General features: G+C 71.7%; 19 protein-coding genes and 2 pseudogenes. 10 read left to right on the forward strand and 11 right to left on the reverse strand.

Annotated features, from left to right (window positions below):
• Positions 1–32: 32 nt before the first annotated feature.
• From SY2F82_RS15155 to SY2F82_RS15165, 3 genes are all read right to left on the reverse strand, one after another.
• Complete coding sequence (locus SY2F82_RS15155; RefSeq protein WP_200419595.1) at positions 33–1,427, reverse strand: PP2C family protein-serine/threonine phosphatase; 1,395 nt, start codon at positions 1,425–1,427, stop codon at positions 33–35.
• A gap of 278 nt (positions 1,428–1,705) precedes the next feature.
• On the reverse strand, positions 1,706–2,731 hold the full coding sequence (locus tag SY2F82_RS15160) for a Gfo/Idh/MocA family protein (protein WP_200419596.1): 1,026 nt from the start codon (positions 2,729–2,731) through the stop codon (positions 1,706–1,708).
• Positions 2,732–2,821: 90 nt separating this feature from the next.
• Positions 2,822–3,919 (reverse strand): chemotaxis protein, encoded by a 1,098-nt coding sequence (locus tag SY2F82_RS15165; RefSeq protein ID WP_200419597.1) that lies wholly within the window; start codon positions 3,917–3,919, stop codon positions 2,822–2,824.
• Positions 3,920–4,316: 397 nt separating this feature from the next.
• Between SY2F82_RS15165 and asnB the strand changes: the two genes are divergently transcribed.
• The 4 genes from asnB (at position 4,317) to SY2F82_RS15185 (ending at position 9,210) form a co-directional block, all read left to right on the forward strand.
• The gene (asnB, locus tag SY2F82_RS15170; RefSeq protein ID WP_200419598.1) at positions 4,317–6,158 is read left to right on the forward strand and encodes an asparagine synthase (glutamine-hydrolyzing); all 1,842 of its coding nucleotides are present in this window, start codon (positions 4,317–4,319) and stop codon (positions 6,156–6,158) included.
• Between the two features lie 216 nt (positions 6,159–6,374).
• Positions 6,375–7,007, forward strand: coding sequence for a chaplin (locus SY2F82_RS15175; protein ID WP_200419599.1), 633 nt, complete (start codon positions 6,375–6,377; stop codon positions 7,005–7,007).
• A 465-nt stretch (positions 7,008–7,472) separates the two neighbouring features.
• Entirely contained in the window at positions 7,473–8,327 is an 855-nt protein-coding gene (locus tag SY2F82_RS15180; RefSeq protein WP_200419600.1) for a GNAT family N-acetyltransferase, read from the forward strand.
• A gap of 106 nt (positions 8,328–8,433) precedes the next feature.
• Positions 8,434–9,210, forward strand: a complete 777-nt coding sequence (locus tag SY2F82_RS15185) for a GNAT family N-acetyltransferase (protein WP_200419601.1) — start codon at positions 8,434–8,436, stop codon at positions 9,208–9,210.
• Between the two features lie 703 nt (positions 9,211–9,913).
• Here the strand turns inward: SY2F82_RS15185 and SY2F82_RS15190 are convergent.
• Positions 9,914–10,180, reverse strand: a complete 267-nt coding sequence (locus SY2F82_RS15190) for a GlsB/YeaQ/YmgE family stress response membrane protein (protein ID WP_200419602.1) — start codon at positions 10,178–10,180, stop codon at positions 9,914–9,916.
• A gap of 281 nt (positions 10,181–10,461) precedes the next feature.
• Here SY2F82_RS15190 and SY2F82_RS15195 point away from each other — a divergent pair, with 281 nt between their 5' ends.
• The gene (locus tag SY2F82_RS15195) at positions 10,462–11,922 is read left to right on the forward strand and encodes a hydrolase (protein WP_200419603.1); all 1,461 of its coding nucleotides are present in this window, start codon (positions 10,462–10,464) and stop codon (positions 11,920–11,922) included.
• 76 nt (positions 11,923–11,998) lie between these two features.
• Here the strand turns inward: SY2F82_RS15195 and SY2F82_RS15200 are convergent.
• Positions 11,999–12,688, reverse strand: a pseudogene (locus SY2F82_RS15200) (ROK family protein); the annotation flags it as partial.
• Between SY2F82_RS15200 and SY2F82_RS15205 the strand changes: the two are divergent.
• Positions 12,683–12,985, forward strand: a pseudogene (locus SY2F82_RS15205) (amino acid permease); the annotation flags it as partial. The pseudogenes SY2F82_RS15200 and SY2F82_RS15205 overlap by 6 nt on opposite strands.
• Positions 12,986–13,117: 132 nt before the next feature.
• Here the strand turns inward: SY2F82_RS15205 and SY2F82_RS15210 are convergent.
• The 5 genes from SY2F82_RS15210 to SY2F82_RS15230 all read right to left on the reverse strand — a co-directional run bounded on the left by SY2F82_RS15210 (position 13,118) and on the right by SY2F82_RS15230 (position 18,502).
• A complete protein-coding gene (locus tag SY2F82_RS15210) occupies positions 13,118–13,648 on the reverse strand; it encodes a hypothetical protein (RefSeq protein ID WP_200419604.1) in 531 nt (176 codons plus the stop codon).
• Positions 13,649–13,654: 6 nt separating this feature from the next.
• On the reverse strand, positions 13,655–14,875 hold the full coding sequence (locus tag SY2F82_RS15215) for an aminoglycoside phosphotransferase family protein (protein WP_200419605.1): 1,221 nt from the start codon (positions 14,873–14,875) through the stop codon (positions 13,655–13,657).
• A gap of 96 nt (positions 14,876–14,971) precedes the next feature.
• Positions 14,972–15,412 carry an SPW repeat protein gene (locus SY2F82_RS15220; protein ID WP_200419606.1) on the reverse strand — a complete coding sequence of 147 codons (441 nt, stop codon included), beginning with the start codon at positions 15,410–15,412 and terminating at the stop codon, positions 14,972–14,974.
• 125 nt (positions 15,413–15,537) lie between these two features.
• Complete coding sequence (locus SY2F82_RS15225; protein ID WP_200419607.1) at positions 15,538–16,914, reverse strand: deoxyribodipyrimidine photo-lyase; 1,377 nt, start codon at positions 16,912–16,914, stop codon at positions 15,538–15,540.
• A 58-nt stretch (positions 16,915–16,972) separates the two neighbouring features.
• A complete protein-coding gene (locus SY2F82_RS15230) occupies positions 16,973–18,502 on the reverse strand; it encodes an SDR family oxidoreductase (protein ID WP_200419608.1) in 1,530 nt (509 codons plus the stop codon).
• 150 nt (positions 18,503–18,652) lie between these two features.
• Here SY2F82_RS15230 and SY2F82_RS15235 point away from each other — a divergent pair, with 150 nt between their 5' ends.
• A complete protein-coding gene (locus SY2F82_RS15235) occupies positions 18,653–18,853 on the forward strand; it encodes a hypothetical protein (protein ID WP_200420057.1) in 201 nt (66 codons plus the stop codon).
• Positions 18,854–18,862: 9 nt separating this feature from the next.
• Here the strand turns inward: SY2F82_RS15235 and SY2F82_RS15240 are convergent, their stop codons facing one another.
• Positions 18,863–19,873, reverse strand: coding sequence for a LysR family transcriptional regulator (locus tag SY2F82_RS15240; protein ID WP_200419609.1), 1,011 nt, complete (start codon positions 19,871–19,873; stop codon positions 18,863–18,865).
• Between the two features lie 143 nt (positions 19,874–20,016).
• Here SY2F82_RS15240 and SY2F82_RS39875 point away from each other — a divergent pair, with 143 nt between their 5' ends.
• The 3 genes from SY2F82_RS39875 to SY2F82_RS15250 all read left to right on the forward strand — a co-directional run bounded on the left by SY2F82_RS39875 (position 20,017) and on the right by SY2F82_RS15250 (position 22,662).
• On the forward strand, positions 20,017–20,094 hold the full coding sequence (locus SY2F82_RS39875; protein WP_353962852.1) for a putative leader peptide: 78 nt from the start codon (positions 20,017–20,019) through the stop codon (positions 20,092–20,094).
• A 180-nt stretch (positions 20,095–20,274) separates the two neighbouring features.
• Positions 20,275–21,396, forward strand: a complete 1,122-nt coding sequence (gene sfnG / locus SY2F82_RS15245; RefSeq protein ID WP_200419610.1) for a dimethylsulfone monooxygenase SfnG — start codon at positions 20,275–20,277, stop codon at positions 21,394–21,396.
• 48 nt (positions 21,397–21,444) lie between these two features.
• Positions 21,445–22,662: an acyl-CoA dehydrogenase family protein gene (locus SY2F82_RS15250; protein ID WP_200419611.1), complete on the forward strand. Its 1,218-nt coding sequence runs from the start codon at positions 21,445–21,447 to the stop codon at positions 22,660–22,662.
• Positions 22,663–22,700: the final 38 nt, after the last annotated feature.

Raw genomic sequence — 22,700 nt, forward strand, 5'->3', positions numbered from 1 at the left:
GGCGGAGCCGTCCTGCCCCGTCTCCCTGACAGTCAGGAGACCACCCTGGCGACGAGCACGCACGCGTCGTCCTCGCGCCCGCTCTCGCCGAACTCCTCCACGACAGTGCGTACACAGTCCTGGGCCGTGCGGTCCGCGCGGAGGCGCGGAGCCAGGTCGAGCAGCCTCTGCACGGCCTCCGTGCCGGTGTGCCGCGGGACCAGCCCGTCGGTGTGCAGGAGCAGCAGGTCGCCTTCCCGAAGCGTCTCCTCGGCCTGCCCGTAGGCGGCTTGGGGCCTCGCCCCGAGCAGGACGCCCTCGGGTCCGGCCAGCACGCGCCCCGTCCCGTCGCGGAACAGCAACGGGGCGGGGTGCCCTGCCTGCGCCCAGCTCAGGCTGCGCGTGGCGGGCCGATAGCGGCAGCACACCGCGCTGCCCAGGGCCGGCTGGTCGGAGGCGTCCAGGAGCTGGTTGAGCCAGCCCAGGAGTCGGCCTGGCGCGGTGCCGGCCATGGCCATGCCCCGGAGGGCACCGATCAGGGTCGCCATGCCGGAGGCCACGGCCATACCGTGTCCGGTGAGGTCGCCGGCGCCGAGCAGCGTGTCCCCGTCGGGCAGGTCGAACGCGTCGTACCAGTGGCCGCCGATCGGCGCGCTCGCGGACGCGGGAAGATGGCGGGCGGCCAGGTCCAGGGCGCCGGTGCCCTGTCGGGGGAGCCGTAGCGAGCCGCGCCGCGGCGGGAGCACGGCCTCCTGGAGCTCGGCCGCGAGCCGGTGTTCGGTCCGGGCCTGGTGGCGCTGCATCGCGTCGCCGGTCTCGCGTACCGTCCGTTGGCTGCGGCGCAGTTCGCTCACGTCCCGCAGCACGGCCCACATCGAGGCGGTGCTGCCGTCGACGTCGAGCACCGGCTCGCCCATCATGTGCACCGTGCGGACCTCGCCGTCGGGGCGACGGATCCGGAACTCCCCGTCGATGGGCTTGCCGTCGACCAGGCAGTCCGTCACCATCGCCGTCAGCAGCGGCCGGTCCTCGTCGTGCACCAGCGAGGGCAGTTCGTCGAGGGTGAGCGCGGGGGACGAGGGTTCGCGGCCGAGGATCTGGTACAGCTCGCCCGACCAACTCGCCTCGTCGGTCAGCAGGTTCCACTCCGCGCTGCCGACCCGGCTGAGCAGGGAGCCGACGGGCGGGGCGGGAGGACCGGCGGGCACGGGTGGCGGGCCGTCGCGCAGCTGCTCCAAGTGGGCGTCGAGGTCGTTGAGTTGGTGCAGTGCGAGGTCGCACAGCGCCCGCTGCCACCGGCCCTCGGGGTCCGTGCCGTCCTCGGGTGCCTCGCGCCGTACGGCGTCCACATCGCCGCGCAGCCGCCGGGTCTGCGAGATGAGCGCGTCGACCGAGTCGCGGCCGGGTGGCGGTGGGGCGGGGCGGTCCGCGGAGAGATGGGGTGGCATGACGCGCTCCGATGCGGGGACGGTTCGACCAGGTCCGGCGGAAGGACCGTTACGACTGTGGCACAGCCGACGACGGGGCGTAAGGGATTTGGCAACACCCGATACGGTGGTGCTTCTGGCATATGCCAAAGGCTTGCGGAAGAAGTGGTCGGAGCCGGTGACGGGCCGGTCCGGCCGGGCAAGTCGTAGGGAGGGTACGCCACTTGACGTTCCCGGTACAGACGTCAGATCGTGCACGTGTACGGGTGATGAATGCGTGTACGGGTCCGCTGCGGCGGTCAGCGGTCATCGCCCCCGTACAGCTCGGGGCGCGGTGCCAGGGCGACCGCCTCCCGGGCGCCGCTCGCCTGCGCCCGCACGCCCGCCTCGGCGACCACGGAGGCCGCATAGCCGTCCCACGCCGAGGGCCCGGTGACCCGCCCCTGCCGGGTGGCGTCGACCCAGGCCTGTACCTCGCGGTCGTAGGCGTCGGCGAACCGGACGAGATAGTCCTGCGCGACCTCCTCACGCGCGCCGTCCGCGGTCGTGACGACCATGGAGTGACCGTCGCCGATGCGGGCGCTGCCGCCCTCGCAGACGGCCTCGCAGCGCACCTGGTAACCGAAGCCGCTGTTGACGAAGATCTCCACATCGACGAGGGCGCCCCCCGACGTCTCGAACAGCACGAACTGAGGGTCGAGCAGGCCGTGTGGAGCGTTCGAGGACGGCCCGGGGCGCAGCACGGTCACCGCGGTCGGCTCCTGGCCCAGCAGCCAGCGGGCGGCGTCGATCTCGTGCGAGACGGAGCTGTTGATCAGCATGGCGGTGGTGAAACCGGGAGGTGAGGAGACGTTGCGGTGCGTGCAGTGCAACATCAGCGCCCTCCCCAGTCGGCCGCTGTCCAGCAGCGACTTCAGCCGCAGGTACTCTGCGTCGTAGCGGCGCATGAACCCCACCTGCGTGAGGCGCCGCCCGAGCCGGGACTCCGCCTCCACCACGCGCAGCGCCCCGGCCGCGTCCGGCACCAGCGGCTTCTCACACAACACCGGCAGCCTGCGCGCGAAGGCCGCGAGCAGCGCCTCCTCGTGGGCCGGGCCCGGCGAGGCGATCAGCACGGCCTGGACGCCGGGCGCGTCCAGCGCGGCCTCGGGGTCGGCGTGCACCGATACGCCTTCGACACCGGCCGTGGCCTCCTCGGCACGGTCCGTCTCGGGATCCGCCACGGCCACCACCCTCGCGCCGCTCACCACGCGGTCCAGCCGGCGTATGTGGTCGGCGCCCATGTGCCCCGCACCCAGTACCGCCACGCCCAGCAGATCGCCCATGTGCTCCCGCCCTCCCTCTCCGCGGACCGTTCCCGGCAGGGTAGACCGCGGAGAGGACGGCCTCGGCAGAAGCCTCGGCAGGTGAGCGGCTCAGTAGCGGAGCACCCCGGCGATCCCCTGTGCGTCGCCCAGGGCGCCGTCGGGGACGAAGCGGACGTCGGCACCGGTGTCCAGGCAGCGCTCCACGATCTCGTCCACGATGTCCTCGCGGGCGTCCAGGTCGCCGCTCTCGGCCGGCACCAGATGGTCGCCGCCGTCGGCGCGGACCGTGACGCGGTAGTTCTCCTCCACCGCCAGGAGCCGGACGCGTCCGTCGGAGGCGTTCTGCCAGACCTCGTCGACGCCGGCGGCGAACGCCTTGCGACCGCGGGCCGACTCCAGCTCCCGGCTGACCGTCTCGACGGTCCTGTGCTCCTCGGCGGCGATCACCGGCTGGACGGCCTGCCACACGGCGTCGGGGGTGCCGTGGGTGAGTCCGCCGTGGCGGACGTGGACCGCGTCCCTGGTGACGGTGCCGAGCTCGTCCAGAACGGACAGCGTGGCCTGCTCGCCGGCGACGTAGAGGGGGCGCGGATACCGGCGCATGATCCTGCTCATGGCGCTGTCGGCGTCGCGCAGGAAGCGGCGGGTCGTCTCGTCGCGGGACGTGCTCGGCATGTCGCCGATCTGCATCTGGCGCTCGGCGTCGAAGTTCTCCCGGCTCCGGGTCAGCGGGAAGCCGCCGGTGCGTTCCTCCGCGACGTGGCCGGCACCGCCGTTCCACAGCGCCACCCGGTCGGCCGAGACGGTGAGCACCCAGAACGGCCGCTCGGCGACCTGCGCGGCCACCAGGTTGCGGGTCAGGAAGGTGTCCGAGAGCACCACGCGCTCGGGCACCGTGCGGGCCAGCGACCACACCTGGTGTTCGCCCGGTGCGGCGAAGATGACCAGGCCGTCCTCGGCGTGTCCGAGGTCGACCTCGGCGAGCGCCCGGTCGAGCTGGTCCGCGACGTCGATACGGCGTTCCCTGGGGACCGCCGGATCGGCTTCGAGTTGCTTCTTGGCGTCGGCCAGCGCGTTGCGCAGCCGTACCCGGTCCTCCGCGTGCTCGGTCGCGCGGCGGTGCGTGGGCGTCAGCACCGACACCGCGGGGTAGGGCCGTGGCCGGCGCAGTTCCGCGAGAGTCGTGGGACTGAGGGCATGCTCCATATCAGCACCTTAGGACCGATTCGCTTGTCGGGCATTCGGGGCAATTGGGTTCAAAGTGATTACTGTGGCATTCGGCTGCGCGGTGGCGCCGTCCCGTGCGCCGGCGGCCCCCCCGAGAGGAGCCGGAACGTTGGGAAACTCTTTGCCTGTGGCCGAGACCTGACGGCCGCGCCCCTGGATGAAGCTCATCGGTGCGTACACGAGACGTAAAACCCGGCCGAAACAGCGGGGACAGCAAGCCCGGTCGGGTGGCGGACGCGTTGACCGCGTGTGGCGGCATGACACACGCTCGACATATAACTGCTTAATGCAACTGGTTTGTCGGGGTCACGCTCGATGCTGGCGAAGCCGCAGGTGAACGCGGTGTCCCCGGCGATGGGACGCGGGAGGCACCAACATGTGCGGCATCACCGGGTGGGTTTCCTACGACCGCGATCTGCGGACCGAGACCGCGACACTGGAGGCGATGACGCGGACCATGGCCTGCCGGGGTCCCGACGACAGCGGCACCTGGATCGGCGGTGCCGCCGCCCTCGGCCACCGCAGGCTCGCGATCATCGACCTGCCCGGCGGACGCCAGCCGATGACCGCCGAGACCCCGGAGGGCACCGTCGCGCTCGTGTACTCGGGGGAGACCTACAACTTCACCGAGCTGCGCCGTGAACTGACCGCCCTGGGCCACCGCTTCACCACCGACTCGGACACCGAGGTCGTTCTGCGCGCCTACCTCGAGTGGGGCGACGCGCTCGCCGAGCGTCTCAACGGCATGTACGCCTTCGCCGTCTGGGACGGCCGCCGCGACACACTCGTGATGATCCGCGACCGCATGGGCATCAAGCCCTTCTACTACCACCCGACCTCCGACGGCGTCCTCTTCGGCTCGGAACCCAAGGCGATCCTCGCCAACCCGCTGGCCCCCGCCCGCGTCCGCCTCGACGGACTGCGGGAGCTGTTCACCCTGGTCAAGACGCCCGGACACGCCGTCTGGGACGGCATGCGCGAGGTGGAGCCCGGCACCGTCGTCACCGTCGACCGGCAGGGCGTACACCGGCGCGTCTACTGGCGGTTGGAGACCCGGCCGCACACCGACGACCGCAACACCACCATCGCCACCGTCCGCGCGCTGCTCGAGGACATCGTGCGCCGCCAGCTCGTCGCCGACGTACCGCGCTGCACCCTGCTGTCGGGCGGCCTCGACTCCTCCGCGATGACCGCGCTCGCCGCTCGGCAACTGGCCGTGCACGGCGAGAAGGTGCGCAGCTTCGCCGTGGACTTCGTCGGACAGGCCGACCACTTCGTCGCCGACGAACTGCGCGCCACCCCCGACGCGCCGTTCGTGCACGACGTGGCCCGCGCCTGTGCCACCGACCACCAGGACATCGTGCTCGACGCCCAGGCCCTCGCCGACCTCGACGTACGCGCCAAGGTCATCCGTGCCCGCGACCTGCCGATGGGTCTGGGCGACATGGACACCTCGCTCTACCTGCTGTTCCAGGCGGTCCGCGAGCAGTCCACCGTCGCGCTGTCCGGTGAGTCCGCCGACGAGGTCTTCGGCGGCTACCAGCAGTTCTTCGACGAGGAGGCACGCCGCGCCGACACCTTCCCCTGGCTGGTCCGCTACGGCCGGGACTGGGGCGAGGACGCCGACGTCCTGCGCCCCGACCTCACCGAGACCCTGGACCTCAAGGCGTTCATCGCCGACGGTTACCGCACGGCCGTCGCGGACATCGCGCGCCTGGAGGGTGAGAGCGACTTCGAGTACCGGATGCGGCAGATCTGCCACCTGCACCTGACCCGCTTCGTACGGGTCCTGCTCGACCGCAAGGACCGTACGAGCATGGCGGTCGGCCTGGAGGTGCGGGTGCCGTTCTGCGACCACCGGCTCGTCGAGTACGTCTACAACACGCCCTGGGCGCTGAAGTCCTTCGACGGACGCGAGAAGAGCCTGCTGCGGGAGGCGGCCGCGGACCTGATCCCGAAGTCCGTGTACGACAGGGTCAAGAGCCCCTACCCCTCCACCCAGGACCCCAAGTACGCCCTCGCCCTCCAGGAACACGCGAAGGACCTCCTCGCCCGCCCCTCCCACCCCGTGTTCGACCTGGTCGACCGCGAACGGTTGCGCCGGGCCGCCCACCGCGACACCCCGCAGATCACCCAGGCCTCGCGCCACGGCCTGGAACGGGCCCTGGACCTGGCCCTCTGGCTGGACCTCTACACCCCGGAGCTCTCCCTGACCTGAGCCCTGCTCGGTCGGCGGCTCCGGGCCGCACGAGCTGCCGTTCGGCGGCAGACCCCCGTGAGCATGGTGCCGCCGTCCGCGACGGCCTTCCCGTCGGTTCGACAACCGTGCCACTCGATGGGGTGAAAGGCAGATAAGCCATAACTCGGATGGTTCGTCTGCGTTTTATGGGGTGCGGGCGAGTGCTCGCGACCATGTCTGGAAGGCAGGGAACCTATGAATCGGGTTACCCGGAATGGTTTGATCGCCGTGGCCGCCGCCTCGGGGGCGATGGCCGTGGCGCTGCCGGCGCACGCGGACTCCGCGGCGGACGGTACGGCGGCGGGTTCGCCCGGGCTGATCTCCGGCAGCACCCTCCAGGTCCCGGTGCACGTGCCGGTCAATGTGTGCGGCAACACCGTGGACGTCGTGGGGCTGCTGAACCCTGCGGCGGGAAACGCCTGCGAGAACCGGGGCGCGGGCCGCTCCGGCGGCGGGCAGGGGGCGGTGTCCGGGGGCGGTGCCACCGCGCACACCGGCGGAAAGGGTTCCTCGGGCGTCCTCGCCGGCAACGGCCTGCAACTCCCGGTCGACATCCCCGTGAACGTCACCGGCAACTCGGTCAGCGTCGCCGGGGCCGGCAACGCGTCGGTGGGCAACACCTCCACGAACACCTCGAGCACGGCCCGTCCCGCCGTACCGCCGAAGGCGCACACCCCCGTACGGACGGCGCCCCCGGTGCAGCAGGCCCAGGTCACCCTCGCCCACACGGGCGCGGACGTGACCCTGCCCGCGCTCGCGGGAAGCGGGGCCCTGCTGCTCGGCGGGACGCTGCTGTACCGGCGCTTCCGGTCGTCAGCGACCCGCTAGCGCCCCCACGGGCAGCGTTCGCCCCGTCGCGAAGGCCGGCCAGGAGCACGCACCGGACTCCGCTCCTTGACGGGCGAACTCTGCCTGCCGGGTCACCAGCCGACCCGACACATCAGCGGAACGCCCCGCCGCACCGACCGGCGGCGGGGCCTTCGGCACCCTCGGTGCCAATGCGGTGCGACGGCGGCCGGGTCGCCCCGAAGAACGGCGTACCGCACGCCCTCGCGCCACCGTCCGCCATGGAACACGAGGCTGCGGTGGACGCCCCGCACGGGTGAACCCGGACCTGAAGGCCTTGCCCGCCTTCCCGACGTCAGGTCTCAACAACCGCCCACGCCAGGGAAATTGGCCGTGGCAGAAGTCGGCGGGCCCACGCTGGTGCACCTCCCCCGCATCGGGAAAGATGCTGGCGACGCGGCCGGTCCCTCCGCCGCGCCCGACCCCCCCATGGAAGGGAGCGCGACGATGAGCTCTGCGGGTCCCGATGACCTGGTCGTCACCCGGGCCACGCTCGACGACTGGCCGGTGATCAGCGGCTGGGCCGCGGACGAGGGCTGGAACCCCGGTCTGTCCGACGGCGCCGCCTTCTTCGCCCAGGACCCCGAGGGCTTCTTCATCGGCCGGCTCGACGGCGAGCCCGTCTCGGCGGTCTCCGTCGTCACCTACGGCACCGACTACGCCTTCCTGGGCTGCTACCTCGTACGGCCGGACCTGCGCGGTCGCGGCCTGGGACTGACCACCTGGAAGACGGGGCTGGCCCACGCCGGCGACCGTACGGTCGGCCTCGACGGCGTGGTCGCCCAGCAGGACAACTACCGCCGTTCCGGCTTCGAACCGGCCCACCGCACCGTGCGGTTCACCGGAACCGTCCCCGCCGGGGAGCCCGTGTCCGGAGTGCGCCCGGCCGAGAAGGCCGACTTCGACGCCATCGCGGCGTACGACAGCGCCTGCTGCCCCGCCGACCGCCCCGGCTTCCTGAAGCACTGGCTCACCACCCCCGGCCACCGGGTCTTCGTCCGTCCCGGTGACGGCCGCCTCACCGGTTACGCGGTGATCCGGCCCGCCCGCGACGGGCTGCGCATCGGCCCCCTGTTCGCCGACGGCGCCGAGGACGCCGACGCCCTTTTCGCCGCGCTGGCCGCCGAAGCCGCGGGACGAGAGATCGCCGTCGACGTCCCCGAACCGAATACGGCGGCCGTCACCCTCGCCGAACGCGCGGGCCTCACCCCGTCGTTCGAAACAGCGCGCATGTACACGGGACCGGTCAGGTCCTTCGCCGAGGAGCGTGTGTACGGGGTGACCACCCTGGAGCTCGGCTAGTTCGCCGCTCCCACGTCGGTGGACGCGTCGGCGCTCAGGGGGCCGAACGCCCCATGGTCACGATGTATTACGGTTCCAGCACCTGCCCCGGACGCTGGAGTGAGCCATGGATCGCGCTGCCGTACTGGCCCTGTACGACCGGGACATGCGGCAGGGCGCGCGGCCCGACGAGCCCGGTGCCCGCGTCGAGCGGGACACGGCGGTGGTCCGCCGGACCGGCCCGCCGCACGGCTGGAACGGAGTCGTCTGGTCGGACCTGGACGAGACCACGGCGGACACGGCGATCGCCGAGCAGATCGCGTACTTCACCGGGCTCGGCCGCGAGTTCGAATGGAAGCTGTACGGGCACGACCTCCCGGTGGATCTCGGCGAGCGGCTGCGGGCGGCGGGGTTCACCCCCGAGCCCGAGGAGACACTGATGGTCGCGGAAGCGGCCGACCTGACCCTCGACGTCGAGGTGCCCGACGGCATTCGGATCGTGCCGGTCACCGGTCCGGCGGGCGTCGACCTCGTGACGGACGTCCACGAGAAGGCCTTCGGCACGGACGGCACCCGGCTGCGTCACCGGCTTCTCGCCGGGCTCGCCGGTGACCGGGACGACGTCGTCGCCGTGGTGGCCCTCGCGGGCGACGAACCGGTGAGCTCGGCCCGTCTGGAACTGGTCCCCGGCACCCGCTTCGCGGGACTGTGGGGCGGCGGCACCGTCCCCCACTGGCGCGGCCGAGGCCTCTACCGTGCCCTGGTCGCCCACCGCGCCAAGGTCGCGGCCTCCCGCGGCTACCGCTACATCCAGGTCGACGCGACCGACCAGAGCCGTCCGATCCTGACCCGCCTCGGCTTCGAACCCCTGACCACCACGACGCCCTACGTATACAAGCCCTGACCGTCGTGGGGAGCCGTTGACGGGGCGCACCCTCAGTCCAGACCGAACGCGTCCGCCAGAGCCTCCGTCGCGCTGTGGGCAGGGCTCCCGGCGTCCCCATGGCCTGGATCTGCCCGGCGACCTCATGGCCCACGGCCTCGTGCAGATGCGCCCAGGCCGGCACGCCCCGGTCGGGGCGGTCCCCTCGCTCCCCTCCGGGGCGTGCTCCCGGGCCCACCCGGCCACCGCCGTGTCCTTGGCCGCCCAGGCCGCCGTCTGAGCCAGGGGCCGCAACGCCGCCGAGGGCCCGGCGTCGGTGAAGCAGGCAGGAGCGGCCCGAGCACCGTACGGGCGCTGTGCCGAGTGTCGGGTGGGGCGGCGCAGCCCGGCACCGGGGTGCCCTCGATCAGCAGACAGCGGGGCGGCTGCGTGATCGCCCGGTCGCGGACGGCCGCCGCGAGGGCGCGCAGGCGGGCCCGCGGCGCGGTGCAGTCCGCCAGTGCGGCGCCAGTGCGGCGCCAGTGCGCCGCCAGTGCGCCCGCCGCGGCCGCGACCGACGCTTGGCCGGCGACCCGGCCACCCGGCGACCCGGCGACCCGGCGACCCGGTGATCACGCGTAACGGGGCCGATCGGGCGTGACATCAGCCCGATCGGCCCCGTTGGTGATACGGCTCGGCGTCCAGGGGTGCGTATCCCGGGACGAACCGTTCGGCGATGGACCGTTCAGCGATGAGCTGTCTTCGCCCGGTCCAGCGCCGCGATGCCGAGTGCCGCCAGAGCGATCTGGATGAGCCACTCGATCCAGTCCACTCCCTTGGTGTCGGCCACGCCGACCGCGGCGGCGATCCCGGCGCCTATGAAAGCTGCCACGATGCCGACGACGATCGTCCACAGGATGCCGATGTGCTGGCGTCCGGGGACGACGAGCCGCCCCAGGACGCCGATGATGAGCCCGATGACGATGGCACTGATGATGCCCGAGATCTCCATCTCCGCCCCTCTTTGTGAAGCGTCTGTCGTACGACATGTGCCCGCTCTGCGTGGCAACACTCCTGTTCGCTTCAATCGCGGGTCAATGGAGAGTCAATCCTCGGCCTGTCGGGAGGGTGTTCTCATGACCGGGCCCCGTCCTGCCATGTACCGTTCAACAGTCCGTCGCACGGGCGGCGTATGAAGGAACTCTACGCGCGCAGACCCGCGACGGAGATCTACGCGCGCAGACTGGCACCCGCAACCGCTCCTCTCCCCAACTCCCCATGGAGGTTCGCCGGATGCTCGGACTCACCAGGCCCCGCCACAGACTCACCACGGTCCTCACCGTGTGCGGCCTGCTCGCCACGGGGGCCGCCGTCCAGGCCACCACGGCCGCGACCGAGGCCCACGCGGCCACTCCGCACCGCGTACTGTTCGACAACGCGCACGCGGAGACCGCCGGCAACGCCGACTGGATCATCTCCACCAGCCAGCCCGACCCGCTCGGCCAGGACTCCACGCCGTCCGCCGAGACGGACTGGACCGGAGCCCTCTCCTCCTGGGGCGTCGCCCTGCAGAAGACCGGCAATTACAGCCTCAAGACACTGCCGTCGGGCTCCAGCCTCAGCTACGGCGGTTCCTCCTCGCTGGACCTGAAGAACTTCGACACCCTCGTCCTGCCCGAACCGAACACCCTCTTCACCTCCGCCGAGAAGACGGCGATCATGAACTTCGTCAAGAACGGCGGCGGACTGTTCATGATCTCCGACCACACCGGCGCCGACCGCAACAACGACGGCAACGACGCGGTCGAGATCCTCAACGACCTGATGACCAACAACAGCGTCGACTCGACCGACCCGTTCGGCTTCTCCATCGACTCGCTGAACATCACCTCCGGCTACCCGGCCGCGATCAGCGACAGCACCGACCCGGTGCTGCACGGCTCCTTCGGCACCGTCACCAAGAGCCTCATCGCCAACGGGACCACCGCCACGCTCAAGCCGTCCGACAACTCCTCCGTCAAGGGCCTGCTCTACCGCAGCGGCTACTCGGGCAACACCGGCGCCTTCTTCCTGACGTCCTCCTTCGGCAGCGGCCGGGTCGCCTTCTGGGGCGACAGCTCACCCATCGACGACGGCACCGGCCAGTCCGGCAACACGCTGTACGACGGCTGGAACGACTCCGGCGCCACCAACGCCGCCCTGGCCCTGAACGCCACCGAATGGCTCTCCGGAGCGAGCGGCAGCAGCGGCGGCGGAACCGGCGGCGGAGGCTCGACCTCCTGCACCGCCGCCCAGCTCCTCGGCAACAACGGCTTCGAGTCCGGCAGCACCACCTGGACCACCAGCAGTGGCGTCATCACCAACTCCAGCAGCGAGTCGCCCCGTACGGGCTCGTACTACGCCTGGCTGGACGGCTACGGCTCCGCGCACACCGACACCCTCTCCCAGACGGTGACCGTCCCGTCCGCCTGCACCTCCGCCACCTTGAGCTTCTACCTGCACATCGACACGGCGGAGACCACCACGAGCACGGCGTACGACACGCTCAAGGTCCAGCTCCTGAACAGTTCCGGCACGGTCCTGAGCACCCTGGCGACGTACTCCAACCTCAACGCCGCCGGCGGTTACACCCAGCGCAGCTTCAACCTGGCGGGCTACGCCGGACAGACCGTCACCCTCAAGTTCACCGGCACCGAGGGCTCCAGCCTGCAGACGTCGTTCGTCCTCGACGACACGGCGCTCAACGTGAGCTGAGCCGCACGAGGGTGGGCCTCTCGCCAAGGGCCCACCCCCTTACTGCGGCGGGATGCCGCCGGCCGTCGGGAGCCGGTCAGGAGGTGGTGGACCTGCGCTCGAACACCACGTCCCGGGCCGTGCCGAGCGCCGTCGCCAGCGCGCCGAGCAGCACCGCGTCCTCGCCCAGCCCGCTCGGGGCGATCCTCGGGCGCAGCGGAGTGAGGGTGCGCAGCGTCTCCCGCACGGGACGCAACAGCAGGTCGACGCTGTGGCCCACACCGCCGCCCAGGACCACCAGGTCGGGGTCGAGCACCGCGGCGGCCGCGGCGACCGTGTGGGCGATCCGCTCGCCCTCCAGCCGCACGGCCTCGGCCGCGGCGGGATGACCCTGCCGGGCCGCGTCGAACACCGACTTCGCCGTGAGCTGCCCCGTCATGCCGAACGCCCGCGCGGACTCGACGACGGCGATGCCCGACACCGCGTCCTCCAGCCTCTGGGGCTTCTGCCGTCCTGGCCACGGCAGGAACCCGATCTCCCCGGCTCCGCCGTGCGCGCCCGTGAACAGCCGTCCCTCGCTGACGACCCCCATGCCCAGCCCGGTCCCGATGAGGATGTACGCGAACAGGCGGCTGCCCGCGCCGACCCCGTACGTGTACTCGCCGAGGGCGGCCAGGTCGGCGTCGTTGTGCACCTCCAGCGGCAGGCCCAGCTCCTCGCGCATCCAGCCGAAGAGCCCGGCCCGACCCGAGCCCGGCAGGTGCATCGCGTACCGCACCCGCTGGCGCAGATCGTGGCCGTGACCGTGCTGCGCAAGCGGCAGCCGACACTGCCCCGGCCGTACCGGATGTGGCTGTACCCGGTGCCGGGCGTCGTCGCGCTCGTCGGCTGGCTGGTGATCCACGGCTACGCGGACAAGAACTCCCCGGGCCGCCACCCCATCGAGTGGTCCCTGGCCTGGCTGGCGCTCGGCTGCGTGGCGTTCGTGGTGGGGGCCCGGCTGGAGAAGGTCTGGCCGTTCGGCCCGAAGGAGATCAGGGAGGAGTACGTCAGGACGGCGGAGGCGGAACCGGCGGGCACGTGAGAGCGGGACGGGGTGGAACCACGTCCCCCTGGGGAGTGGTCACCCTCGGTGGCCTGATCCCCGGATGGGGATTCCCCCGATGGCAGGATCCCCCCGGTCGCAGTCGCAGGTCACCTCTACTCGGCGGCGGAGTCACACCCACCCGGTGGCGGCCAGCACCTCTCGCGCGATGTCGACGACGTCACGCCCGTCGGTCGCCACCCGAACGGTGCCGACGGGCGCCCGCGCGTCCAGCAGCCGCGCCTTGTACGTGCTGGCGCGCAGCTCCTGCTCCAGCTCCGACCCGAGTTCACGGCCCTTCAGCCGGAGGGCGATCGTGTCGTCGGTCGCGGTCAGCAACACACGGACGAGCCGGGCCTGCGGGCCCATCGCCCGCCGGAACATGCCCGTGGACTCGTCGAGCACGCTGACCGTGTTCGTGTAGACGAGCCGCCGACAGCCGAGCGAGGTGTAGTTCCGCCACACGGCGGTGAGGTTGCGTTCGGTGATCTCGGCGCGGTGGGGATCACCGTCCGGCGCCGGGTGCACCTGTCCCATGAAGTCGCCGTCGATCACGGCGTGGGCGACTTCGGCGGCCCGCAGCCGTGCCGATACCTCCCAGCCGACCGTCGTCTTGCCGACACCGGCACGTCCACCGATGAGCAGCGCTTCCGCGTGATCCATCGCCCTTCAGTCCCCCGCTCCCGTGAGGAACGGGCTCGGGTGGCGCACGGCGCGCACCGCCCTGCGGATCACCGTCACCGGATCACCCTCGTGGTAGGGCCGCTCCGAGGCCTCGATACCGTCGAGGTACTCCTGATAGCGGATGGCGTGCATGAGATGGGCGAGCGGCTCGGCGAGACGGAGGGCACGGGACGGGGCGCTTCCCGGCACGTGCGCCGCCCAGGCGGCTGCCCAGGCCCGGGCCGCCGCAGGCCGGGCCGCCTCGGGGAGGTAGTCGATGGCGCGCAGGCCGTCCACCACCGGGTTGCCCCAGTAGGCGTCCGCGAAGTCCAGAACGACCGGACGGCCGCCGTCGCTGCGCCAGTTGCCCGGATGGAAGTCGCCGTGCACCACCGTGTCGGGCAGACCGCAGTCCTCCAGCTGCCGCCGGCGGGCCGCCAAGTCCCGCACGGCCTGCCTCTCCTCACCGTCCAGCTCCGCCCCGAGCGGCCCGTCGAGCAGCGCCTGCCCCCGGGCCGCGAGCACCGGGACGCGCCAGTCCCGGAGCACGGCGGGGCGGCTGCGCGCGAGCGCGGCCTGGGCCGCCACGAACCGTTGCATCACCGCCGTCACCGTGTCGGCGGACGCCCCCCAGCAGTCCCTGCCGGGTACGTGCTCCATCAGCATCCGCCGCTCGCCCCGGCCGACGACCGTCGGCGTCAGCCCCGCGTCCACCCGCGCGAACACGTCGGCGACGGCCGCCTCGTCGGCGGCGAAGCGCGGTGTCGCCTTGAGCCAGACGGGTCCGGACGCGGTGGGCAGCCGGAACAGTCCCGCCAGATTCCAGGTCCGCCGCTGCTCGACGCGGCCGGTGACGGGGCGTCCCGCCGTCTGGAGCGTACGGATGCCCCAGTCGAGCAGTTCCCGCAGTCCGTCCACACACGCCCACGGCATTCGGAGTGTCGCGTCCCCCGCCAACAGCCCCTCCGGAGCGGCCCGTTGACCGAGCAGCCCGGGCGCCGGGCGCTCCCACGCCTCCACGTGGTAGGTCGCGTGACCGTCCCGTCCGCCTTCGCCGCCGTCCACCGTCAGCAGCCGCAGCACCGTCACCGGGACCCCGAGCACCTCCTCCAGCCGCCCGACGACCTGCTCGACCTCCGACCACCAGGGAACGTCCACGGGAAACGGTCCGGTGACACCGAGGACGTCCTCGCCGGACGTCACCCACGCACTGACGGTTCGACTCATCGCGCCAGTGTGCGGCTCGATGGGGGACCCGGGCGAACGGTTATTCCGCCGGCCATGAGGCCGGTCCGCGGTTGCGGACCGGCCGACGGGTTCCCGTTACGGGCGAGGTGGGCTCTTCGCCGCCGCGCCCGCGCAGAGGACACCCAGCACCACGGCGAGTGCGCCGATGACGATGCTGTTGACCACGACTCCGGTGTCCGGGCCGCTGCCGACGATCCACGGCGAGATGATCATCCATGTGCCCATCGCGCACATGGCCCAGCTCAGGCCGTACATCCTCTCCGGCATGATGGTGAATCCGAGGGCCAGCAGGCCGAACGCGATCCCCATGATGAGGTTGTGCGGTACAAGCGGCGGCTGGCTGGTCGTGTAGTGGAGTATCCACGGGGATGCGGCGCAGTACAGACCGAGCAGGAACACCGGTCCGTCCACGAGCGCCACATCGCGACCACCGAGCATGCGGGCGTAGCGGGTCCGCATCTCTGAGACATCGGGGTGGGTCGCCATGTCCCCTCTGCTGTGTGAGACGTCAGCCATGACTGGTCTCTCCTTCGACTGTGCACGGCCTGACCGCATCCGGGGTGAAATGCGGGGGAGAGCCGCGTACGCTCGTTGTGCTCTTATCTTTTCTTTATGTGTAAGGCTCGGGTGGTATGGGCATTTCAGCCCAGTCCTCGGGCTCGTCTGAAGCGGGCCAGGCCGTCGGACAGGTCGACGACCGGATCCGGGTAGGCGCCGCACGCGGCCCGTTCCCGGCCCCTCAGTCGCCATGGCTCATGCACCGCGGGCCCCTCGACCCCGGCGAGTTCGGGCACCCAGCGGCGCACGTACGCGCCGTCCGGGTCGTGCCGCCTGGCCTGGACGACGGGGTTCAGGACCCGGTTGGGCCGGGTGTCGGTGCCCGTCCCGGCCACCCACTGCCAGTTCAGCTGGTTGTTGGCGACGTCGCCGTCGACCAGCAGCCGCAGGAAGTGGCGCGCTCCGACGCGCCAGTCCACGTACAGGGTCTTGGTGAGGAAGCTCGCGGCCAGCAGCCGGGCCCGGCCCGGCATCCACCCCTCGTGCCGCAGCTGTCGCATCGCCGCGTCGATCGCCGGGTAACCCGTACGGCCCTCCCGCCACGCCTCGACGTCCGCGCGCGCCGCGCTCTCGGACCGCCAGCGGTCCCCTCGCGTGCGGTAGTCGGCGGTGGCCGCGTCCGGCCGCGCGGCGAGCACCTGACGGTGGAAGTCCCGCCACGCCATCTGCCGTACGAAGGCCTCGGCGCCCGGGCCGCCCGCCTGCCGCACCCGGTGGACGACCTCGACGGGGGAGAGGGTGCCGAAGTGCAGATGCGGTGACAGACGGGACGTGGCGTCGCCCGCCAGGTCGTCCTGCCGGTCCCCGTAAGCGGCGAGGCCGCTGCGCAGCCACGCCGTGAGCCGCTTCCTGCCCTCCGTCTCACCACCGGCGGGCAGCCCTTCCGAGACCGCCGTACTACCTTCGCGTACGGGCAGTTCCTCCGATCCGGCGGTGTCCGGCACCCGCACGGCACGCGGCGCGCCCGACGTGTCGCGCAGCCGCTGCCCGGACCACCGCCGGAAGTACGGGGTGAAGACGGCGAAGTGGTCGGAGGCGACCGGGGTCACCGTTCCCGGTGGCACGACCGTGTTGACGGTGTCGTGCACCCACAGCCGGCACCCCTGGGCCTCCAACTCCCGCCGCAGCCGCGCCTCGCGTCGCTGCGCGTAGGCGCTGACGTCCGCCGCCAGGTGAACGTCGGCCGCGTCCACCTCGGTGACCACCCGGCACACCTCGTCGACCACGTCCCCGGACCGGACGACGAGCCGCCCGCCCCGGGCGCGCAGCCCCGCGTCGAGGTCGTGCAGGCAGTCGGCGAGGAACGCCAGCCGGTTGGGAACGGCGAATCCGGCGGCCGCCACTCCCCGGTCGCGCACGAAGAGCGGCACCACCTGTCCGGGGCGGGTCAGGGCCGCCCGCAGCGGCGGGTGGTCGTGCAGACGCAGGTCGGAGGTGAACAGGACGACCGAGACGTGCATGACGTGAACTCCGGGGGAGAGAGGGCCGGCCGCGGTCCGCTCCCCGTCGGCGCGGACATCACGGGGTGGGCCGGGGCTCGGCCGGACCGGTGCGCGGCGCCCTGGCGGCGGCCCGCGCGATGTTGCGCGCCATGCCTCCGAACACGAAGGCGTGGAAAGGGGAGACCCCCCACCAGTAGGCGTGACCGAGCAGCCCGTGCGGATGGAACAGGGCCCGCTGGCGATACCGGGTCCGCCCGTTCTCGTCCTGTTCGGCGTACAGCTCCAGCCAGGCGAGGCCCGGCAGCCGCATCTCGGCCCGCAGGCGCAGCAGATGCCCGGGTTGGATCTCCTCCACCCGCCAGAAGTCCAGCGAGTCCCCGACCCGCAACCGGTGCGCGTCGCGTCGCCCCCGGCGCAGCCCGACGCCTCCGGCCAGCCGGTCGAGCCAGCCCCGTGCCGCCCAGGCCAAAGGGAAGGAATACCAGCCGTTCTCGCCGCCGATGCCCTCGACGACTCGCCACAGGGCCTCGCGCGAGGCGTCGACGACGAGTTCGCGCCGGTCCGTGTAGAGGCTGCCGCCCGCCCAGTCGGGATCGGTCGGCAGCGGGTCGCTCGGCGCCCCGGGCGGCGAGGCTGACGACCAGCGGGTGGTGACCTGGGCGTCGCGCACGCGCTGCAGGGCCAGCCGGACCGCCTCGTCGAAACCGATCGGACCTGACGCGGGGACGGGAACGTACCGCTCGATGTCGCGGTCGCGGCAGACGACCTCATGGCGCAGCGACTCGGTGAGCGGCCGTGCGATCGACGGGGGAACGGGAGTCACCAGGCCGATCCAGAGACTCGACAGGCGCGGGGTGAGGACCGGGATGGAGACGATGCCCCGGCGCGGAAGGCCGGCGACAGCCGCGTACCTGACCATCATGTCCCGGTACGTCAGCACCTCCGGCCCTCCGATGTCGAAGGCGCGGCTGACGTCGTACGGCATCGTCGCGCTGCCGACCAGGAACCGCAGCACGTCCCGCACCGCGATCGGCTGGATCCGGGTGCGGACCCAGCGCGGGGTGACCATGACGGGCAGGCGCTCGGTGAGATAGCGCAGCATCTCGAAGGAGGCCGAGCCCGAGCCGATGATGACGGCGGCCCGCAGCACCGTGGTCGGAACGCCGGAGCCCAGCAGGATGCGGCCGACCTCGGCGCGCGACCGCAGATGCGGGGACAGCTCACGCTCGGGCACGTCCGCCGGGGTGAGGCCGCCCAGATAGACGATGCGCCGCACACCCGCGGCACGGGCCTGTTCCCCGAAGATCCGCGCGGCCGTGCGGTCCGTCTCCTCGAAGTCGCGGCCCGTGCCCAGGGCGTGCACCAGGTAGTACGCGACGTCCATGCCGCGCAGTGCGTCGGCGACGGACCGGGCCTGCGTGACGTCTCCGGCCACCACCTCGACCTCGGCCGCCCACGGGTGGCCGCTCACCTTCTGCGGGGAACGGGCCAGGCAGCGCACCTGGTGCCCCGCGGCCAGCAGTTCCGGGACGAGCCGGCCGCCGATGTATCCCGTGGCGCCGGTCACCAGGCAGCGCAGCCCCGGCCCGGCAGGGCCTCCGTTCATCCGCCTGGCTCCCTCGCGTCGAAGTCGTCTCAGCGATCACTTCCACAGAACGAGTGCTTCCGGACACGGCGAAGGGATGTTTTCCGCGAGCAAGACATATCGGCGCCCCCGCCGGGCAGGCGTTATGCAGGAAGTTGTCGGTTCGAGTCGATGATCGATGCTGGAGGTGTCGACCCCATGGGCGCGAAGGTGCTGGAGCGGTTCCCTGCTGGAGCTCCGCGCGGATCGTGGCCGGCGGAGGAGTACGCGGCGCAGCGTCGAGCCGAGGGCAAGCCCGCCAAGGTGGTCATGGACCTGAAGTCGGACGCGTTCCTCGTGGTGGTCCCGGGCAGGGACCGCGACGAGAACTGAGCGGACGCGTCACCCGGGGCGGGACACCCCCGAAGCCGGCGACGCCGCAAGGCCCGGTGACGGACCGCTGCCGGTCGGCATCCCGTCCCGGGCCTGCACCGGCGCGGCTTCCGGAGCAGGCCCCAGTTCCCGCCCCTTGCGGACGAACGCCTCGTACAGCTCCTGAGCGGCCCTCGGCACGGACTCCGCCCGGCGCCGCCGCAGCATCAGCAGCACTCGGGTGGTGGTGTCGTCGGCGAGCGGCCGGCAGGTGATCAGGCCCCGGCGTTCCAGTGGATCCCCGATCACACTGAAGTCGGGCAGCACCGTCGCGCCGAGCCCCTGCGCCACCATCAGCTTGCCCAGCTCCGCGCCGTCCGTCGAGTAGGAGAAGGACGAAGCCCGTTCCCCGAGGAGCCGGTGCACGTACCGGTGCATCACGTAGCCGGAGCGCATGGCGATGAACGGCTCGGTCAGCAGGTCCGCGACCGGAACGGCCGGCAGGGCCGCCAGTGGGTTGTCCGGGCGCAGGCACACCACCGGCCGCCCTCGGAGCAGTTCCAGGCTGTCGAAACCGGCCGGCATGTCGTCGCCGTCGAGGTGGTTCACCAGACCCAGGTCGAAGCCGCCCTCCAGCAGGCCCCGGTGGATGTCGGTCTGCTGTGCGGCGACCACCTCCACCTGCGTCAGCGGATGCCTGGCGTGGAACTCCCGCATCACCGGGATGAGCAGCGGCACGGTCGCCGCGTTCACCGTGCCGAGTCGCACTGTCCGGCTGATGCGGTGCTGCTCGCCCGCCGCTGTCCGCAACCGGTCCACCGCGTCCAGCACATTGACGATGTGCGGCAGCAGTTCCCGTCCCTCGGCGCTCATCGTGGCACCGGACCGCTTGCGCTCCAGCAGGTCGACGCCGAGTTCGCGCTCCAGATTCCGCACCGTCTCGCTCAACGCGGGCTGCGACAGGCGCAGTTCCTCGGCCGCCCGGCGCAGCGAACCCAATCGGACCACGGCCGTGATGTATTCGAGCTGTTCCGTTCGCATCGCCGCAGAATGCGGGTTCCACCGGAAGTCGTTCAAGGGTTTCCCTGTCACACCTTCGTGAAATTCAATGGTCCGCGATGCGAGAACGGTCGGGTTTTCCTTGACTGCCCCATCCGGCTGCTGCCACGATCGACGGCATGACGATGCGACTGGACCTCACGCGGCGGCGCCACGTCGATCTGGCGCGCGTCTCCAGCGCCTCCTGTTGCCCCGCGGCCTGATCCGCCTCCGGATCCGCCGCGCCCGTTTCCTCCCGCACCGCACCTGCCCGACGGGCCGAGGTGCGCGGTGCTTTTCCCTCAGGGCCTGAATTCGGGGCACTGCCATGCCGTGAATTCGGGGTTCCCGCCCATTCCGCGGACCATCCGCGACACCGCGACCATCCGCAACAGGAGTTCCGCATGCCCGCAGCGCCCGTGAAATTCGCCTATTGGGTCCCCAACGTCAGCGGGGGACTCGTCACCAGCACGATCGAGCAGCGCACCGACTGGGGTTACGACTACAACCGCGAACTCGCGGTCCTGGCCGAGAACAACGGCTTCGAGTACGCGCTCAGCCAGGTGCGCTACATGGCCAGCTACGGCGCCGAGTACCAGCACGAGTCGACCAGTTTCAGCCTCGCCCTGCTGCTCGCCACCCAGCGGCTGAAGGTCATCGCCGCCGTCCACCCCGGCCTGTGGCACCCGGGCGTTCTCGCGAAGCTCGGCGCCACCGCAGACCACCTCTCGGGCGGACGGTTCGCCGTGAACGTCGTCTCCGGCTGGTTCAAGGGCGAGTTCACCGCGCTCGGCGAGCCCTGGCTGGAGCACGACGAACGCTACCGCCGCTCCGAGGAGTTCATCACCGCCCTGCGAAAGATCTGGACCGAGGACCACGCCGAACTCGCCGGCGACTTCTACCGGTTGCGCGACTTCTCCCTCAAGCCCAAGCCCCTCAACACCCCCGAGCGCCGGCACCCGGAGATCTTCCAGGGCGGCAACTCCACCGCCGCCCGGCAGATGGCCGGCCGGGTCTCCGACTGGTACTTCTCCAACGGCAGGGACTTCGACGGGGTCGTCGAGCAGATCGGCGACGTGCGGGCTGCCGCCGCTCAAGTGGGCCGGGGGGCACCGAAGTTCGGGCTGAACGGCTTCCTCATCGCCCGCGACACCGAGGCCGAGGCACACAGCACCCTGCGCGAGATCGTCGCCAAGGCCGACACCGAGGCCGTCGAGGGTTTCGGCGCCGCGGTGAAGCAGGCCGGGCAGTCCACCGCCGACGGCAAGGGCATGTGGCAGGACTCCGCCTTCGAGGACCTGGTCCAGTACAACGACGGCTTCCGAACAGGCCTCATCGGCACTCCGGAACAGATCGCCGAGCGCATCGTCGCCTACAAGAAGCTCGGCGTGGACCTCTTCCTGCTCGGATTCCTGCACTACCACGAGGAGGTCGAGTACTTCGGCAAGCGCGTGCTGCCCCTCGTGCGCGAACTCGAGGCCGAACTGCCCGAGAGCGATTCCGCCTCCGTGACCGTCCGAGCCTGACCGCCCCCCGTCCTCCGCACCGCACGGCAAGAAAGAGGTCACCGCAGCATGAGCACCGCCACACCCACCGACTGGACCACCCGCCCCGCCCCGACCACCGCCCAGGAGTGGATCGCCCGCGCCGCCGAGGTCGCCGCCGTCCTCGCCACCGACGCCGCCGAACGCGACCGCGCCGGCGCCACCCCCTACGCCGAGGTCCGCCTGCTGAAGGACTCCGGCCTGGTAACCCTGCTCGGCCCCACCGAGCACGGTGGCGCGGGCCAGGACTGGCCCACCGCCTACCGTGTCGTCCGCGAGGTCGCCAAGGCCGACGGCTCCATCGGCCAGCTCCTCGGCTACCACTACCTGTGGTTCTGGGCCGCCCGTCTGGTCGGCACCCGCGAGCAGTGGGAGCACGTCGAGGCCGAGGCCGGCCGCAACCGCTGGTTCTTCGGCGGCGCCGTCAACCCCCGCGACAAGGACGTGGTCGTCACCGAGGACGGCGACGACCTCGTCTTCACGGGTCGCAAGTCCTTCTCCACCGGCAGCAAGGTCTCCGACGTCACCGTCCTTGAGGGCGTCCTGGAGGGCACCGACCAGCACGTCTTCGCGATCGTGCCCTCCGCCAGCGAGGGTCTGACCTTCCACGACGACTGGGACAACATCGGCCAGCGGCTCACCGAGAGCGGCAGCGTCACCCTGGACGGGGTGCGCACGCCGTGGTCCTCTGCGGCCGGTTACGTGGACAAGGAGTTCCGGCCGCGCGTCTACAACACGCTCAACGTCCCCACCATCCAGCTCGTGTTCGTCAACTTCTACCTCGGCATCGCTGCCGGCGCGCTGGAGACGGCCGCCACCTACACCCGCACCAAGGCGCGGTCCTGGCTGCACGGCGGCCACGGACGCGCGGTCGACGAGCCGCACGTCATCGACACCTACGGCGACCTCACCGCGAAGCTCTGGGCGGTCGAGGCGCTCGCCGACGCCGTCGCCGCCGAGGGTCAGAAGCTGCACGACGACCCCGACGCCGTCACCGAACAGGCCCGCGGCGAGTTCGAGGTGCGGGTGGCGGCGGTCAAGGCGCGCGCCACCGACGTCGCGCTGGAGATCTCCAGCCGCATCTTCGAGGTCACCGGTGCCCGGTCCACGTCCGCCGCCGAGGGCCTGGACCGCTTCTGGCGCAACGTCCGTACACACACGCTGCACGACCCGGTCGCCTACAAGCGGCGCGAGGTCGGCCGTTGGGTCCTCGAAGGCGAACTGCCCGAGCCCACCTGGTACTCCTGACCGCTCGACCGACGGGGCGCCTCCCGCACGGCGGCGCC

The organism is Streptomyces sp. Y2F8-2, assembly GCF_014905555.1.
Classification (GTDB): domain Bacteria; phylum Actinomycetota; class Actinomycetes; order Streptomycetales; family Streptomycetaceae; genus Streptomyces; species Streptomyces cynarae.

Coding starts and splice junctions, on each gene's coding strand:
- SY2F82_RS15155 (WP_200419595.1), bottom strand. CDS start 1,427: ATGCCACCCCATCTCTCCGCGGACCGCCCCGCCCCACCGCCACCCGGC.
- SY2F82_RS15160 (WP_200419596.1), bottom strand. CDS start 2,731: ATGGGCGATCTGCTGGGCGTGGCGGTACTGGGTGCGGGGCACATGGGC.
- SY2F82_RS15165 (WP_200419597.1), bottom strand. CDS start 3,919: ATGGAGCATGCCCTCAGTCCCACGACTCTCGCGGAACTGCGCCGGCCA.
- asnB (WP_200419598.1), top strand. CDS start 4,317: ATGTGCGGCATCACCGGGTGGGTTTCCTACGACCGCGATCTGCGGACC.
- SY2F82_RS15175 (WP_200419599.1), top strand. CDS start 6,375: ATGAATCGGGTTACCCGGAATGGTTTGATCGCCGTGGCCGCCGCCTCG.
- SY2F82_RS15180 (WP_200419600.1), top strand. CDS start 7,473: ATGAGCTCTGCGGGTCCCGATGACCTGGTCGTCACCCGGGCCACGCTC.
- SY2F82_RS15185 (WP_200419601.1), top strand. CDS start 8,434: ATGGATCGCGCTGCCGTACTGGCCCTGTACGACCGGGACATGCGGCAG.
- SY2F82_RS15190 (WP_200419602.1), bottom strand. CDS start 10,180: ATGGAGATCTCGGGCATCATCAGTGCCATCGTCATCGGGCTCATCATC.
- SY2F82_RS15195 (WP_200419603.1), top strand. CDS start 10,462: ATGCTCGGACTCACCAGGCCCCGCCACAGACTCACCACGGTCCTCACC.
- SY2F82_RS15210 (WP_200419604.1), bottom strand. CDS start 13,648: ATGGATCACGCGGAAGCGCTGCTCATCGGTGGACGTGCCGGTGTCGGC.
- SY2F82_RS15215 (WP_200419605.1), bottom strand. CDS start 14,875: ATGAGTCGAACCGTCAGTGCGTGGGTGACGTCCGGCGAGGACGTCCTC.
- SY2F82_RS15220 (WP_200419606.1), bottom strand. CDS start 15,412: ATGGCTGACGTCTCACACAGCAGAGGGGACATGGCGACCCACCCCGAT.
- SY2F82_RS15225 (WP_200419607.1), bottom strand. CDS start 16,914: ATGCACGTCTCGGTCGTCCTGTTCACCTCCGACCTGCGTCTGCACGAC.
- SY2F82_RS15230 (WP_200419608.1), bottom strand. CDS start 18,502: ATGAACGGAGGCCCTGCCGGGCCGGGGCTGCGCTGCCTGGTGACCGGC.
- SY2F82_RS15235 (WP_200420057.1), top strand. CDS start 18,653: ATGATCGATGCTGGAGGTGTCGACCCCATGGGCGCGAAGGTGCTGGAG.
- SY2F82_RS15240 (WP_200419609.1), bottom strand. CDS start 19,873: ATGCGAACGGAACAGCTCGAATACATCACGGCCGTGGTCCGATTGGGT.
- SY2F82_RS39875 (WP_353962852.1), top strand. CDS start 20,017: ATGCGACTGGACCTCACGCGGCGGCGCCACGTCGATCTGGCGCGCGTC.
- sfnG (WP_200419610.1), top strand. CDS start 20,275: ATGCCCGCAGCGCCCGTGAAATTCGCCTATTGGGTCCCCAACGTCAGC.
- SY2F82_RS15250 (WP_200419611.1), top strand. CDS start 21,445: ATGAGCACCGCCACACCCACCGACTGGACCACCCGCCCCGCCCCGACC.